Origin of the sequence: Roseicyclus sp. (assembly GCF_018402035.1) — a bacterium.
In the GTDB taxonomy this organism is placed as follows: Bacteria; Pseudomonadota; Alphaproteobacteria; order Rhodobacterales; family Rhodobacteraceae; genus Roseicyclus.
In genome coordinates this window covers 141,941-156,088 of sequence record NZ_JAGYJN010000003.1, presented here as the reverse complement: position 1 = coordinate 156,088, position 14,148 = coordinate 141,941, and the positions used below count along the sequence as shown (strand labels likewise).

The 14,148-nt window shown below is 63.9% G+C and carries 15 protein-coding genes; 14 read left to right on the top strand and 1 reads right to left on the bottom strand.

Annotated elements, in window-relative coordinates; genetic code table 11:
- Nucleotides 1–66 precede the first annotated feature (66 nt).
- Genes KG698_RS06815 through KG698_RS06765 form a run of 11 tightly spaced genes read left to right on the top strand, consistent with a single transcriptional unit; the run spans nt 67 to nt 10,824 of the window.
- On the top strand, nt 67–1,896 hold the full coding sequence (locus KG698_RS06815; RefSeq protein ID WP_213684813.1) for a TonB-dependent siderophore receptor: 1,830 nt from the start codon (nt 67–69) through the stop codon (nt 1,894–1,896).
- Entirely contained in the window at nt 1,896–2,723 is an 828-nt protein-coding gene (locus KG698_RS06810) for an ABC transporter substrate-binding protein (RefSeq protein WP_213684812.1), read from the top strand. Before KG698_RS06815 ends, KG698_RS06810 begins: the two co-directional genes overlap by 1 nt.
- Nucleotides 2,720–3,706, top strand: coding sequence for an iron ABC transporter permease (locus tag KG698_RS06805; protein ID WP_213684811.1), 987 nt, complete (start codon nt 2,720–2,722; stop codon nt 3,704–3,706). The genes KG698_RS06810 and KG698_RS06805 overlap by 4 nt, the downstream gene beginning before the upstream one ends.
- On the top strand, nt 3,703–4,461 hold the full coding sequence (locus tag KG698_RS06800) for an ABC transporter ATP-binding protein (protein ID WP_213684810.1): 759 nt from the start codon (nt 3,703–3,705) through the stop codon (nt 4,459–4,461). Before KG698_RS06805 ends, KG698_RS06800 begins: the two co-directional genes overlap by 4 nt.
- On the top strand, nt 4,458–5,090 hold the full coding sequence (locus KG698_RS06795) for a MotA/TolQ/ExbB proton channel family protein (RefSeq protein WP_213684809.1): 633 nt from the start codon (nt 4,458–4,460) through the stop codon (nt 5,088–5,090). Before KG698_RS06800 ends, KG698_RS06795 begins: the two co-directional genes overlap by 4 nt.
- Nucleotides 5,087–5,473 (top strand): biopolymer transporter ExbD, encoded by a 387-nt coding sequence (locus tag KG698_RS06790; RefSeq protein WP_213684808.1) that lies wholly within the window; start codon nt 5,087–5,089, stop codon nt 5,471–5,473. Before KG698_RS06795 ends, KG698_RS06790 begins: the two co-directional genes overlap by 4 nt.
- Before the next feature lie 26 nt (nt 5,474–5,499).
- Complete coding sequence (locus tag KG698_RS06785; protein ID WP_213684807.1) at nt 5,500–5,856, top strand: biopolymer transporter ExbD; 357 nt, start codon at nt 5,500–5,502, stop codon at nt 5,854–5,856.
- Nucleotides 5,853–6,659, top strand: coding sequence for a TonB family protein (locus tag KG698_RS06780; RefSeq protein ID WP_213684806.1), 807 nt, complete (start codon nt 5,853–5,855; stop codon nt 6,657–6,659). The genes KG698_RS06785 and KG698_RS06780 overlap by 4 nt, the downstream gene beginning before the upstream one ends.
- Nucleotides 6,660–6,704: 45 nt before the next feature.
- The gene (locus KG698_RS06775; RefSeq protein ID WP_213685001.1) at nt 6,705–7,364 is read left to right on the top strand and encodes an ABC transporter ATP-binding protein; all 660 of its coding nucleotides are present in this window, start codon (nt 6,705–6,707) and stop codon (nt 7,362–7,364) included.
- Between the two features lie 3 nt (nt 7,365–7,367).
- Nucleotides 7,368–9,773 carry an ABC transporter permease gene (locus KG698_RS06770; RefSeq protein WP_213684805.1) on the top strand — a complete coding sequence of 802 codons (2,406 nt, stop codon included), beginning with the start codon at nt 7,368–7,370 and terminating at the stop codon, nt 9,771–9,773.
- Complete coding sequence (locus tag KG698_RS06765) at nt 9,763–10,824, top strand: lipocalin-like domain-containing protein (RefSeq protein ID WP_213684804.1); 1,062 nt, start codon at nt 9,763–9,765, stop codon at nt 10,822–10,824. The genes KG698_RS06770 and KG698_RS06765 overlap by 11 nt, the downstream gene beginning before the upstream one ends.
- 95 nt (nt 10,825–10,919) lie before the next feature.
- On the opposite strand, the gene KG698_RS06760 is transcribed toward KG698_RS06765, so the two are convergent.
- Complete coding sequence (locus KG698_RS06760) at nt 10,920–12,488, bottom strand: alpha/beta fold hydrolase (RefSeq protein ID WP_300983108.1); 1,569 nt, start codon at nt 12,486–12,488, stop codon at nt 10,920–10,922.
- Between the two features lie 32 nt (nt 12,489–12,520).
- Here KG698_RS06760 and serB point away from each other — a divergent pair, with 32 nt between their 5' ends.
- The 3 genes from serB to KG698_RS06745 all read left to right on the top strand — a co-directional run bounded on the left by serB (nt 12,521) and on the right by KG698_RS06745 (nt 14,148).
- Complete coding sequence (gene serB, locus KG698_RS06755; RefSeq protein ID WP_213684999.1) at nt 12,521–13,396, top strand: phosphoserine phosphatase SerB; 876 nt, start codon at nt 12,521–12,523, stop codon at nt 13,394–13,396.
- A gap of 78 nt (nt 13,397–13,474) precedes the next feature.
- On the top strand, nt 13,475–13,816 hold the full coding sequence (locus KG698_RS06750) for a hypothetical protein (RefSeq protein ID WP_213684803.1): 342 nt from the start codon (nt 13,475–13,477) through the stop codon (nt 13,814–13,816).
- Complete coding sequence (locus KG698_RS06745) at nt 13,813–14,148, top strand: type II toxin-antitoxin system PemK/MazF family toxin (protein WP_213684802.1); 336 nt, start codon at nt 13,813–13,815, stop codon at nt 14,146–14,148. The genes KG698_RS06750 and KG698_RS06745 overlap by 4 nt, the downstream gene beginning before the upstream one ends.

Sequence of the window (14,148 nt, the reverse complement as noted above, 5' to 3'; positions counted from 1 at the left end):
CGTGTCTCCCCCAAAGAACATCTGTGACCACAATTGGGCCAAGTTCCGGCCCGTATCGGGGGACCGATGATGAAACACCTCTCCGCCGCGCTGATCCCAGCGCTGCTACTGCCCGCCATTGCACAGGCGCAATCCGTCTTCGATCTCGATGAGATCGTGTTTTCGGCTGAGTTTGGCACCACCACATTGCAAGAAACCGGTACCAGTATTTCCGTTGTCACCGGCGAAGAACTTGCCGCGAGTGGCGAAACGCGCGTCATCGATTACATCGCGCGACTTCCCGGCGTCGATGTGCGCGCGCGCGGCCCGATGGGTTCTTTGACGTCCATCACGATCCGCGGCACGGGCCAAAACTATGTTCGGGTTCTGATCGATGGTATCGATGTGTCGGATGTGTCCGGGACCCAGCATGCCTTTGATTTCGGTAGCCTGACAACCGCCGATATCTCCCGCATTGAGTTGCTGCGCGGTGGCCAATCGGCGGTCTATGGCTCCGAGGCGATTGGTGGCGTCATCAACATCACCACGCGGCGCGCGGAGGCAGAGGGCGTCCAGCAGTTCGCCACGATCGAGGCCGGAAGCTACAACAGCTTTCGCGGCTCATATGGTGTTACGGCCGATATCGGGGCTTTGGATTACGCCTTTAGCCTGACACGCACCCAGACCGACGGCTTTTCCGCAGCGGATGAGAATAACGGCAATACCGAGGCCGATGGCTTTGAGTCCAACCGTTTAAGCTTTTCCGTGGGCCATGATCTCGCCAACGGCGGACGCGTGGGAGTGAACGGTTTTATTGAGGATGCGCGGTTAGAGTTCGATGAGTTTTCCATCAGTGACGGAACACCAAATGAAGTTTCATGGAATGATTCACTCGGTCTGCGAGCATACTTGAAACTGCCAACAGGAGTCGTCGAAAGCACCATAGACGCAACCTACTATGAAATTGAGCGTGACGTTGAACAAGAAGAGGGCTTTGGTCTCACCAGAAACCTCTACACCGGCCAGCGTACAAGTCTTGGCTACCTAGGGGCTGTCGATCTCAGCGCAGCATCCTCACTTCGCTTTGGCCTCGATACGACACGTGAGAAGTTCAGCCTTACAGGAACATGGGGCCCTGACTCTGGTGAGAACGATATTTTCGGTATGTTCTCTGAAATCAGCTGGTCACCCTCTGAGACCCTCGACCTTGCAGCAACAATTCGGCATGATGATCACTCTAGGTTCGGCGGTTTGACATCGGGACGCCTGGCAAGTTCGTGGCGACCCGCCGAAGAATGGATTATCCGCGCATCCGCGGCGCAGAGTTTCCGCGCACCTTCGCTTTACGAAATGTTCTATAGGTTCGGCGGCAATCCGCTTTTGCAACCAGAAGAAAACCGCTCACTGGATCTAGGCATTGAACGCCGGATTGGCGGCGACGCCTTCCTACGCGCAACAGCCTTTTACAATGAAACCGACAACGTGATCGACTACGTTGCCAGCAACTATACGCAAGTCCCCGGCACCGTCCGCCGCCGTGGGTTTGAAGTGGAATTCGGCACTACGATCACCGCGAACTGGCGGGTGGACGGAAACTACACCGTCACCACTGGTGAGAACCCGACGCTGACGGCAGGCAATGCTTGGAATCTCGAGTTTCCGGGCAATGACCTTTCCCTTACACTCAGCGGCGATATCACCGAGCGGTTGTCAACGACGCTCTCGATGCAATCGGTTCGCAACCGCCCCACCTTGGCCGACTACACCGTGGCGAACGCCAGCTTTACCTATGCGATCTCGGATGCCGTCGATGCCTATCTCAGGATCGAGAACCTCCAAGATACCGAGTACCAGCTGACACGCGGCTACGGCACATCCGACCGGGCCTTCTACCTCGGTTTGCGGAGCCGCTTCTGATGCGTCCCCTGCGCGCCCTTGCCTTTGGCCTTGCCCTTGTGGCGGGGCCTCTGGGCGCGCAGGAACCACCGCAAAGGGTGGTTTCCATGAACCTTTGCACCGATCAATTCGCCCTCATGCTGGCCGCACCTGACCAGCTTGTGTCGGTCAGCTATATCTCGGCCGATCCTGTCACCTCGCCCTTGGCCGATCTCGCGGCGCGCTACCCGCTCAACCATGGCAGCGCCGAGGAGATCTACCTGCTTGCCCCCGATCTGGTGCTGGCCGACCCTTGGACCGATCCCGCCGCGCTGGCGATGCTGCGGCGGCTCGGCATCGCGGTGGTGCAGGTCGAAGGGGTGCGGCAACTCTCCGACATTCCCGCGCGCTTGCGCCGCTTTGGCGAACTGCTCGGCCGCCAAGACGCGGCTGAGGCTCTGATCCGCCAGTTCGAGACTGATCTTGCCGCCCTTTCCGCACCCCAAGATGGGCCGCGCGCGGTGATCTATTTCCCCAATGGCTATAGCCTTGGCGAAGGCTCTCTCTCGCATGAAATCCTGACGCGGGCGGGGTTTCGCAACATCGCGACCGAGTTGACGCCCAGCGCCACGGGACAGATCGCGCTTGAACTGCTCGTGATGGCCGCCCCCGATCTGATCATCCGCGACCGCCCCTATCCCGGTGCCTCGCGCGCCGAAGAATTGATGCATCACCCCGCGCTGGCCGCCCTGATCGCTGCGGGTGCGGGCCATGAAAGCGGCCCTGATTGGGCCTGTGGCACACCGCGCGTGATCGCGGCACTGCGCGCCTTGGTCGAGATGCGCCAGATGATCGAGGCCGCACCATGACCCGCGTGCTGTTCCCCCTGTTGGCGCTGCTTACCATGGCACTTTTCATGGTCTCGCTGCTGACTGGCCCGGCGGGTTTTGGCCTTGGCGAAAGCCTGCGGGCGCTGGTCACAGGCCAAGGGGAGGCGGTCACGCTGGTCATGCGTGAGATCCGCTTGCCGCGCGCGATATTGGCGGTGATGGTCGGCGCCAGCCTTGGGCTATCGGGCGCGGCGCTACAGGGATATTTGCGTAATCCGCTGGCCGAACCGGGTCTGATCGGCGTGTCAGGCTCTGCCGCACTGGGCGCTGTCATCGCGATGCAGACAGGCTTTGCCGCCGCTTTCGCGCTGGCATTGCCGCTCTCGGCACTGGCGGGTGCGGTGATCGCGGTGCTTTTGATCTTGATGCTGGCCGGTCCGCGCGGCGGGTCGCTGACGCTGATCTTGGCGGGGATCGCCATTTCGGCACTGGCGGGCGCGCTGATGTCGTTGGCGCTGAACCTCTCACCCAACCCCTTTGCCACGGCGGAAACCGTGTTCTGGATGATGGGCTCACTTGCGGATCGGTCATTTTCGCACCTTTGGCTGGCCGCCCCCTTCATGGCGCTGGGCTGGGCGCTGCTTTTGACCTTGGGCCGGGGTCTTGACGCGCTGACCTTGGGCGAAGATGCGGCCGCCGCGATGGGCATCCGGCTGGCGCGGCTGCGGTTGCAACTGGTGCTGGGCGTGGCGGCTTGCGTGGGCGCGGCCACCGCCGTTGCGGGTGCGATTGGCTTTGTCGGGCTGGTGGTGCCGCACTTGCTTCGGCCCATCGTCGGCGCGCGGCCCTCGGTGCTTTTGCCCGCCTCGGCACTTGGGGGTGCGGCGATGGTGCTGTTGGCCGATATCGCCGTGCGGCTTGTCCTGCCCGAGCGCGACCTGAAACTGGGCGTTCTGATGGCCATCATCGGCGCGCCACTGTTCTTGCACCTGATCTACAAAACCCGGAGGGCGGGGGCATGACGCTATTGACCCTAAACCGCCTGACAGTGACGCGCGGCACCTGCCCTGTGGTTGACGCGGCGACGCTGACAATCGGGGCGGGCGAATTGGTCGGCCTGATCGGTCCCAATGGTGCAGGCAAGACCAGCTTGATGCGCGGCGCGCTGGGGCTTTTGCCGCATGATGGCCACTCCTCACTGACCGCGATGCCGCCGCTAAGCCGCGCACGGCATGCCGCATGGCTCCCCCAATCGCGCGAGATTGCTTGGCCTGTGGCCGTCGAAACGCTGGTGATGCTGGGCCGCATCCCGCATCTGGCCGCTGGCCAACGTCCAAGCGAGGCTGATCGCATCGCCGTTGCCGATGCGCTGGCCACCATGGATCTGACCGGGTTTGAAGCCCGCGCCGCGACCGAATTGTCAGGCGGCGAACAGGCCCGCGTCTTGATTGCCCGCGCGCTGGCGCAAGATACGCCGCTGATCTTGGCCGATGAACCGATCGCGGGGCTTGATCCCGGCCACCAGATCGCGACCATGGCGGCTTTTGCCCAGCTGGCCCAGCGGGGCAAGGCGTTGATGGTCTCGCTCCATGATCTGGGGCTGGCCGCGCGGCATTGCACGCGGCTGATCCTGATGCACAAGGGCCGCATCCATGCCGATGGCCCCCCCGCCACCGTGCTGACGCGCGAAAATCTGGCGCAGGTCTTTGGCATTTCCGCCCATATGGCGCAAACCGCCGATGGCCTTATCTTTCAGCCGCTCGAGGTGCTGACATGACCGATCTTCCCGATCTTTTGGCGCGCGGCGGCCCGGTGATCTGGGCCATTTCGGCGCTCTCGGTGCTGACGCTGGCGCTGATCTTGTGGAAACTGTACCGGCTTGCGGCATTGGGCGCATGGTCGGGCGGGCGCGTCACGGCGGCGGCGATCACACAGTGGCAACAGGGCGAGGTGGGTGCCGCATTGGCCCTACTGGCGCCGCGCCGGTCGGTGCGCGCGCGTCTGGCCCATGCCGCGATGATCGCCCATGGCGACAGCGCGCTGACCCAAGATGCCGCACGCGAAGACACCACCCGCATCGCGCGCGGGCTTTTGGCGGAATTGCGCGGCGGCCTTCGGCCCCTTGACCTGATCGTGACGATTGCACCGCTTTTGGGCTTGTTAGGCACTGTTTTGGGCATGATCGCCGCCTTTCAAGCCCTGCAAGAGGCCGGCGGCCAGACCGACCCCGCTACACTTGCCGGCGGCATATGGGAGGCGCTTTTGACCACCGCCGCTGGCATGGCCGTGGCCATCCCCGCTGCCGCCGCGCTCACGTGGTTCGACAGTATCGCAGACCGCGTGCAAGCCGAGATGGAGGATGACGCCACCCGCATCTTTACCCGGGGGGGCGCGCCGCGCCCATGAGTTTCAGCTTTGCTCAACCCCAGCCGCGCCGTAGGCCCAGCCTGACACCGATGATCGATGTGGTGTTCTTGCTCTTGGTCTTTTTCATGCTGGCCGCGCGCTTTGGGCAGGAGGGCGCGCTTGATCTGCGCATCGGGGGTGCGGCGACCAGCGAATGGCAAGGCCCACCGCGCCTTATCCGGATCGCCGCGGAGGAGCTGTTCATCAACGGCCAGCCCATCGGCGCAACAGCGCTTCAACAGGCTCTATCACGCCTAACAGAGACACGTTTGGACCCAATCTTGATCCGCGCAGATGAGGGTGTGGGCCTGCAACGCCTGCTCGATATCATGGCAGTGTTAGAGGCGGCGGGCTTTGCCAACCTTGTGCTGGTGTCGCCATGATTTTTGCGCCGCCCCGCAAACCCCGCATGGCCCAAGACCGCGCCATCGTGCCGATGATCAATGTGGTATTCTTGCTCTTGGTATTTTTCTTGATGACCGCCAGCCTGACACCGCCGCCCCCGCGCGAGATCACGGCCCCGGTTGCCCAAACGCCCCTGCGCGATCCGCAACCCGGCACGCTTTATATCGGCGCGGCTGGTCAGCTTTACTTCGGCGACAAGATGGATGAGGCCGCCTTGATCGCCCTCTCCGCAGCACCGCCCGAGGGGCCACTGCCGGTGCTCGCCGATGCGGCCTATCCGGCGGCGGAACTGGCGCGGCTTTTGCCGGAACTGGCCGCTATGGGTATCACCGATATCCGCCTGATCACGGTGCAACCATGAGGCGGATGGCCGAAATCATCGCCTTTCTGGGCCTATCGGCCGCCGTGCATGCCGGGGTAATGGCAGGCTTTGGCGACACCACCGGCGGCCCGCAGGCGCAAGGCCAAGCCGGGGCCGACCGGATCACGCTAGCCGCCGCACCCGAAAGCATGGCCGCATTGGCCAACCGCTGGGCCGAGCCGCCCCAGCACATGATCAGCACCGCTGCCCTGCCTGCCCCGCAGATGATCGCGCCCCCGCTGATGCAAAGTCTCGAACAGGCGGCACCGGCTCTTTCCATGCCGCAATTGCCAGCGCTTGCCCGCCCGGATGCGCCGCCGCTTGCCCCCAACATGACAGAAAGCGCGCCACCCCCACCCAGCCCAAACGCGCTATCAAAATCGCCGCGCCCGATGCTGCGCCCTGTTGTTGCAAGCGCCCCCGCCGCGACCCCGGAAGCGGAGCGTATCGCACAAGGGCAAGGCGGCGGTGCAACAAGCGGCAGCGCGCCCGCACCCGCCCCATCCACCCCCGCGCTCAGCCAAGCGCAGCATCAAAGCCTGATGGCCACTTGGGGCGGACAGATCATGGCCCGCATCGAACGCGCGCGCCCCCGCGTCAATGGCGCGGGTCAGGTGACGCTGTCCTTGCGGATCGCGCGCGACGGCGCATTGACCGCGCTGAGCATCGCCAACAGTTCAGGCAATCAAGCGCTGGATGAGGCGGCCTTGACCGCCGTGCGCCGCGCGGGGCGCTTTCCCGCCGCGCCCGATGCGTTGCGTGAGGCAAGCTATGCCTTCAACCTGCCGATCCGTTTTCGCTGACCCCTTTCACTGGGCCGCGCGACCGCTAGTTAAGCAGGCATGAACATGTTGTTACAGATCGACGGGCTCACCAAAGCCTATGGGCCAGTTGCCGTGCTACGGGGTGTATCGCTGACGCTTGCGCATGGGCAATCACTGGCGCTGACCGGCGAAAGCGGCTCGGGCAAAAGCACGCTGATGCATCTGGTGGGCGCGCTCGATGCGCCGGATGATGGCTCTATCATGCTCGACGGGGTCGAAATCACCGGGGGCGATGACGCCGCGCGCGCCGCATTGCGCCGCGACAAGATCGGGCTGGTGTTCCAACAGTTCAACCTGATCCCCTCGCTCAGCGTGGCGCAGAATATCGCCTTTCAGGCCCGCCTTGCCCACCGCCATGACCCCGCCCGCGATGCGATGCTGGCCCAGCGGCTTGGCCTGTCAGATCTCATGTCCCGCTATCCGGAGGAGCTTTCTGGTGGCCAACAACAGCGCGTGGCAATTGCCCGCGCGCTGGCCCATGCGCCCGCGCTGATCTTGGCCGATGAACCCACCGGCAACCTTGACGAGGCGACAGGCGACGCGGTGCTTGACCTGTTGCTTGAGCTGGTCACAAGCACGGGTGCCGCGCTGATGATGGTCACCCATTCCACCCGGCTTGCCGCGCGGCTCGACCGCCGTTTGCACCTGTCGCGCGGGCAATTGGCCCCGCTTGGGTCCGGCTAGATCATGGTCTACACCGCCCTTTCGACCCTGTTTTCGCATTGGCGTCGCCATCCCGGCCAGCTTGCGATGCTGGTTCTGGGGCTTGCCTTGGCCACGGCGCTTTGGTCCGGCGTGCAAGCGATCAATACCGAAGCGCGCGCCGCCTATGCCGATGCTGCCGCCACCTTGGGCCAAGACCGGCTTGACCGGCTGGTGCGCGCCGACGGTCGGCCCGTGCCGCTTGCCGACTACATCGCGCTGCGCCGCGCGGGCTATCTGGTCTCGCCCGTCATCTCGGGTGAATTGCGCGCGGGCGACGCGCGGCTCAGGCTTTTGGGCATCGACCCGCTCACCGCGCCGCCCGAGGCGAATACCCCAACGCTGCAAGGCGAAGATTTCAACCTCGCCGCGTTCTTCACCGCGCCGGGCCTCTTGCTGATGACGGGTGCGACCGCAGCCGGCCCTTTGCCCCCCGATCTGCCACCAATCCGCACGACCGAGAGTTTCCCACCCGGTGCGGCGCTCACCGATATCGGGACCGCCGCGCGCCTGCTTGGTCAATCCGATCCTTCCTATCTGCTGATCTGGCTGGATCAGCCCGCCCATCTGCCGCCGCTTTCGACGGCAACCAACCTTCAGCGTGTTGCACCAGAACAACGCGCGGATCCTGCACAGCTGACCGAAAGCTTTCACCTTAACCTTACCGCCTTTGGCCTTTTGGCCTTTGCCGTGGGGTTGTTCATCGTGCATGCCGCCATCGGGCTGGCCTTTGAGCAACGGCGCGCAACCATCCGCACGCTGCGCGCGCTTGGCCTTCCGCTGCGCAGTTTGTTGACGGCATTCGGTCTCGAACTGGCGGTGTTGAGTCTTTTTGCTGGGCTTGTTGGCATCATCTTGGGCTATGCCATCGCCGCCGCCCTCATGCCCGGTGTCGCGGGTACATTGCGCGGTCTCTACGGTGCCGATCTGCCCGGCACGCTGTCCTTCGACCCGATCTGGGCGCTGGCAGCCCTCGCCATGACATTGGCCGGCGCCGCTTTGGCGGGGGCACAGGCGATGGGCCGCACCGCGCGCATGCCAATCCTGGCACCCGCCCTGCCACAGGCATGGCATCAGGCCAGCACCCGCCAGATGCGCCGACAGGCAGGCGTGGCGCTTGCCCTTTTGAGCCTATCTGGCACCCTCGCCCTTTGGGGCGACAGCCTGATCTTGGGCTTTGGCGCGGTGGCTTGCTTGTTCTTGGGCGCGGCACTGTTGCTGCCCATCACGCTTTCCACCCTGCTACGGCTGGCCCAACGCGGCGCGCGCGGCCCCTTGGGCGAATGGCTTTTGGCCGATACCCGACAACAGCTTCCGGGCCTGTCGCTTGCCCTGATGGCGCTTTTGCTGGCGCTCTCGGCCAATATCGGCGTCTCGACCATGGTGGGGAGTTTCCGCGCCACTTTCGTCGGCTGGCTCGACCAACGCCTTGTGGCCGAGCTTTACGTCACCGCCCAAACCGAGGCAGAGGCCGCGCGGCTGGTGGCCTATCTCACCCCAAGAACCGAAGCCGTCTTGCCCGTGGTCTGGGCCGATACCACGCTGGCCGGGCGGCCCGGTGCCGTCTATGGCCAAGCCGATCACCCCACGTTCCGCGACCACTGGCCGCTGCTCGCAGCATTGCCCGATGCGTGGGACAGCCTGGCCACCGGCGATGGCGTCTTGATCAACGAACAGCTCGCCCGTTTCGCGGGGCTTTCCCCCGGCGACAGCCTGACGATCACGCCGGGTGTCACCTTAGAAATCCTTGGCATCTATTCCGACTACGGCAACCCCGAGGCACAGGCGATCATCACCGATGACCTGTTCGCCGCGACCTTTCCCGACATCGCGCCCACGCGCTTTGCCCTGCGCGTCGCCCCCACCGCGACCGCCGCCTTGGCCAGCGCGCTGCGCGATGACTTCGGCCTGCCCGCCGATGCGGTGATCAACCAAACCCAGATCAAGCGCTTTTCACTCGAGATTTTCGAGCAGACATTCCTAATCACGGGTGCGCTGAACCTCTTGACCCTTGGGGTGGCGGGCTTTGCGCTTTTGACCGGGCTTTTGACCTTGGCCGATATGCGCCTGCCCCAGCTTGCCCCGGTCTGGGCGCTGGGCATCACGCGCGCGCGGCTGGCGCGGTTCGAGCTGATCCGCAGCCTGATCTTGGCGGCGCTCACCTTTGTTCTGGCGTTGCCCGTCGGGCTGGCGCTGGCCTGGATGCTTTTGGCCGTGATCAATGTCCAGGCCTTTGGCTGGCGCTTGCCGATGCAGGTTTTCCCCGCCGATGCGGGGCGGCTTTTGGCGCTGGCGCTGCTCGCGGCATGCGTGGCCGCAGCCCTCCCCGCTTTGCGGCTTGCCCGTATCTCGCCCAGCCGCTTGCTCAAGGTCTTTGCCCATGAAGCTTAGTCTCTGCGCCGCCCTTTTGTGTCTGATCGCGGGCCATGCCACCGCCCAAGGCTTCGCCGGTCTGGGAAGTGATGCCGAGGGCTTTGCCATCCCGCAATCCCCCGCGATCTTCGACTTTCCCACCGATCACGGGGCGCACCCCGCCTATCGCATCGAATGGTGGTATCTGACCGCCAATCTGACCGGCCCAGATGGCACCGCCTATGGCGCGCAATGGACGCTGTTTCGCTCTGCCCTCACCCCCAATGACGCCACGGGATGGGAGGCCAGCCAGCTTTGGATGGCCCATGCCGGACTGACCACACCAGACACGCATCTGAGTGCCGAGCGTCTGGCGCGCGGCGGCATTGGTCAGGCGGGGGTGACGACCACGCCCTTCGCCGCATGGATCGATGATTGGTCCATGACCTCCACCGCGCCCGCCACCGCCGATGCGCTGGATGCACTCAGCATCGGGGCCATAGGCGATGGCTTTGCCTATGATCTGTCGCTGACCGCCAGCGGCCCGCTGATCTTTCACGGCCAAGCGGGCTATTCGGTGAAATCCGCGCAAGGTCAGGCCAGCTACTACTACTCCCAACCCTTCTACGATGTTGCGGGCAGCATCACCCTGCCGGGTGGTACGATCCCCGTCACAGGCACGGCATGGCTGGATCGAGAATGGTCTTCGCAACCCTTGTCGGAAACCCAAGACGGCTGGGATTGGGTCTCGCTGCAATTCGATGATGGCGCGCGGCTCATGGGCTTCACGCTTCGCGACAGCGCACGCGCGCCCTTTACCGCCGCCACATGGATCGACGCGGATGGCACGACCCAATCCTACCCCGATGGCGCGCTGCGCATGACCCCGCATGCAACCACCCAAGTGGCGGGGCGCGCGATCCCCACGACATGGCGCATCGCACTCCCCGATCGCGCGCTTGATATCACCGCCACCGCGCTCAACCCGCAAAGCTGGATGGATGTCTCCGTCGCCTATTGGGAGGGGCCGGTGACCATCACCGGCACCCATCAAGGGCGCGGCTATCTGGAAATGACAGGCTACGAATAGCCCATCTTTGCTTCACAAATACTCCGGGGGAGGCCGAAGGCCGGGGGCAGAGCCCCCCAAACAAGGACTCCGCGCCGCGTGCGAGGCGCGCTTACTCATAAACCGGGGTCGAACATCGGAAATGTCACGCCCAGCGCCCAGCCAAGGATCAACCCCAATCCCAATCCGACCGCCACCACCGATCCCGTGCGCTGTCCCACAAAGCGGCCCATCGTGCCAAAGCTGAGGTAAAACAGCAAAATCACCGGCAAGATGATGATCAGGAAAAACAACCGCTCGAAATCCAGCGCCACCGCCACCCCGAGTGAGATCAAGAACATCCCCCGCGCCACCACCCGCCGCCAAAGGGCCGCGCGCGTTGCCTCGGACAAAAGCGCATCGGCCAACATGGCAAGCACAGCGCCGGGCAAGATCGCCGCGATCACCGCGATGCGGCCGGGATGCGGCACGAAGCTGCCGACATAGCGGTCCATGATCCCGCCAAAGACCGCAATGCCGTAAAGCGCGAGCATCACGCCCCAGACCCAGCCGCGCAGCCTTGGCAAACCGCCCACCCATGCAGCCCCCGCCAACACCAGCGCGCCGTAAAGCGCCAGATGCAGTGCAAGGTAATCAGCCACCAGCACGGGCAAGAACCGCGTCTCGAACAGCGACAAGATCAGCGGCGTCACCAGCGCGGGTAGAATGGCCAAGGCCAAGAAAAGCCGCCTGTCCGGATGCCAAGGCGCGGGGCCAGCGGGCAATAGCCGCGCAAGCGGGCGCACCAATAGCACGACGCCGAACAGCGTCAGGATGATCCAAGGGCCAAGGTTCACTGGCCCCGATTGTGGGGTAACGCCAAGGCTTGCGCCTAGCCAATCGACCGCTTCGCCAATGCCGGCGGGCGCATAAAGAATACCGACATGCTCGACCATCGGCACGGGGGCGGCACGGCGCGCAAAGCCTGCGCCGGGGGTGCCGACGGTTTCACCCTCTCCCGCGCCGATCTCGGCCATGACGCGAACCGCTTCGGCCCTCAGCGCACCCTCCCACTCCCCATTCAGGATCAACAGGTTCTTGGGCGCATCGGGCGTGATCGCGGCACTAAAGACCGAAAGCCCCACCACCGCCGCCACCCGTGGATCGGCAAGCCCTTGCCGCACCACGATGTCAGAGGCCATGGAGTGACCAAGCAGCGCCACGCGCGGCACAGCACCCGGCAAGCCAACGGCGAAATCGGTGACGCGGCCCGTTTCTTCCATCAACAACCGCGTGGTGCCGTCGATGCTGGTCACATCACCTGACATCGGCACCGGATTGCGCCCATGTCCCTCGAAATCGAAGCTGACCGTGATGAAGCCCGCGCGTGCAAGGCTGAGCTGCCAGCCAGCCATCAACTGCCGCGATCCGGCAAAACCATGGGCAATCACCACCACCGGCCCTTCGGCCTCGGGCTGATGCATCACCGTGACGGGGGTTTGGCCCACATGCGCGTCGCGGATCACCAGATCGGCGCGCGGTTCTTCCAGCCGGGCCAGCCCGATCACCACCGCCAGCACCGCAAGTGCCGCGACAATCCCCAACCGCCAATTCATCGCATCACCCGTCACCTTTGCTACGATCCAGATAGCAGCACAACGGGCCAAGCCAAGCGCCAAAGCCTCTGGCCCTGTGCGGCGGATCATGGTCTATGGCGCGCAAAACACGGGGGTTCGCCATGTTCACCGTCACGCTGATCACCAATCCCGCCATGATCCTTGACCCCGCGCTGGTGCGCGCGCTGCGCGATGCGATGGGGGGCGGCGATGCGATCTGGCTCGACCCCAACTCCGCCGCAGAATTCGCAGTGGCCAAACTGCCCAAGGCACTGGCCGAAATCCGCGACAGCCTGAATGCCGAAGGCGTGGATATGATCGCCCAGCCCAGCGCCGGGCGGCGCAAGAAGCTCCTGCTGGCGGATATGGATTCGACCATGATCCAGCAAGAATGCATCGACGAACTGGCTGTAGCGGCGGGTATTGGCCCGCAGGTGTCCGAGATCACGGCGCGCGCGATGAATGGCGAGCTGGATTTCGAAGGCGCGCTGCGTGAACGCGTGGCGCTGCTGAAAGGGCTGGCCGAAAGCGTCATCGCGGATGTCTTGGCCAGCCGCATCACCATGATGCCGGGCGGCGCAACGCTGGTGGCCACGATGAGGGCGCATGGTGCCTATGCCGCGCTTGTTTCGGGTGGGTTCACCGCCTTTACCCAAGCGGTCGCGGCCAAGCTTGGCTTTGACGAACACCGCGCCAATACGCTGCATATCGAAAACGGTCAGCTTGCGGGCACCGTGGCCGAGCCCATCTTGGGCCGCGCGGCCAAGGTGACAGCGCTTGACGATCTCTCGGCCAAGCTGGGGATCACCGATGCCGATGTGCTGGCCATCGGCGATGGGGCCAATGATCTGGGCATGCTGACGCGCGCCCATCTGGGTGTCGCGGTCCACGCCAAACCCGTGGTGCAGGCCGAGGCACCCCATGCAATCAACCACGGCGATCTCACCGCGCTGCTTTACGCGCAAGGCTATGCACGGGCGGAATTCGTCGCTCTGTGATCTTGCAACGGTTGCAAAACTTGCAAAGTTGGCAAGCCTGCGTCTATCATTTCGCAATGGTCCGCCCGGAGTAGCGCCATGGATTACATTATTCGCCGATGCCGCACCCTCGATGATGGGCGCGTCGAGACATACACCCCCATGAAGAACGCGGATGGGTATTTTATCCTCGCAGACCGCGCTGTGGACGCACAGCACAACAAGGCGATCAATCAGTTCTACCTAAAGGATACGGCCGCGTTGGTGGCCCGGCTGCGTAGGGGTGGTGTCTCGCTGCGGATGAAAGGCGACATCACGGGTCAACCCAATCTGATCAGCGCGTCAGAGATTGAGTTGCTGGCCGTCGATTCCGATGATCCATTTGCAAGCTTCACTGAATGGGCGACCGAGGCTGATGACAAAGCGTATCGCGATCTATGATCCTACGCCCCTATGCCGTCGTCGTCGTTCCCTTCCCGTATAGCGACAGGTTGAGCGAAAAACGCAGACCGGCGTTAATCGTGTCCAATGCAGACTTGCCAGAAATGCTTGGGCGAGTCTGGTTGGCGATGATCACCTCGGTCGGCAGTTCTGAAATCGGTGATGTCGCAATCGGCGACCTTGCCAAAGCTGGGCTGCCTGTTGCGTCCATAATTCGGTGTAGCAAGATCGCGACACTGGATGCCAACAGGATTGTTCGGACTATCGGTCAACTTGCCGAACCTGATGTAAAGGCCGCGCAAGAGGCATTACGCCTCTGCGCGGCCTTCTAG

What these genes read in the sequence shown, in the direction of transcription:
- KG698_RS06805 (WP_213684811.1), top strand. Translation starts at nt 2,720, where the DNA reads ATGACCCGCGTGCTGTTCCCCCTGTTGGCGCTGCTTACCATGGCACTT.
- KG698_RS06780 (WP_213684806.1), top strand. Translation starts at nt 5,853, where the DNA reads ATGAGGCGGATGGCCGAAATCATCGCCTTTCTGGGCCTATCGGCCGCC.
- KG698_RS06760 (WP_300983108.1), bottom strand. Translation starts at nt 12,488, where the DNA reads ATGATCCGCCGCACAGGGCCAGAGGCTTTGGCGCTTGGCTTGGCCCGT.
- serB (WP_213684999.1), top strand. Translation starts at nt 12,521, where the DNA reads ATGTTCACCGTCACGCTGATCACCAATCCCGCCATGATCCTTGACCCC.
- KG698_RS06800 (WP_213684810.1), top strand. Translation starts at nt 3,703, where the DNA reads ATGACGCTATTGACCCTAAACCGCCTGACAGTGACGCGCGGCACCTGC.
- KG698_RS06770 (WP_213684805.1), top strand. Translation starts at nt 7,368, where the DNA reads ATGGTCTACACCGCCCTTTCGACCCTGTTTTCGCATTGGCGTCGCCAT.
- KG698_RS06775 (WP_213685001.1), top strand. Translation starts at nt 6,705, where the DNA reads ATGTTGTTACAGATCGACGGGCTCACCAAAGCCTATGGGCCAGTTGCC.
- KG698_RS06795 (WP_213684809.1), top strand. Translation starts at nt 4,458, where the DNA reads ATGACCGATCTTCCCGATCTTTTGGCGCGCGGCGGCCCGGTGATCTGG.
- KG698_RS06785 (WP_213684807.1), top strand. Translation starts at nt 5,500, where the DNA reads ATGGCCCAAGACCGCGCCATCGTGCCGATGATCAATGTGGTATTCTTG.
- KG698_RS06815 (WP_213684813.1), top strand. Translation starts at nt 67, where the DNA reads ATGATGAAACACCTCTCCGCCGCGCTGATCCCAGCGCTGCTACTGCCC.
- KG698_RS06745 (WP_213684802.1), top strand. Translation starts at nt 13,813, where the DNA reads ATGATCCTACGCCCCTATGCCGTCGTCGTCGTTCCCTTCCCGTATAGC.
- KG698_RS06810 (WP_213684812.1), top strand. Translation starts at nt 1,896, where the DNA reads ATGCGTCCCCTGCGCGCCCTTGCCTTTGGCCTTGCCCTTGTGGCGGGG.
- KG698_RS06765 (WP_213684804.1), top strand. Translation starts at nt 9,763, where the DNA reads ATGAAGCTTAGTCTCTGCGCCGCCCTTTTGTGTCTGATCGCGGGCCAT.
- KG698_RS06750 (WP_213684803.1), top strand. Translation starts at nt 13,475, where the DNA reads ATGGATTACATTATTCGCCGATGCCGCACCCTCGATGATGGGCGCGTC.
- KG698_RS06790 (WP_213684808.1), top strand. Translation starts at nt 5,087, where the DNA reads ATGAGTTTCAGCTTTGCTCAACCCCAGCCGCGCCGTAGGCCCAGCCTG.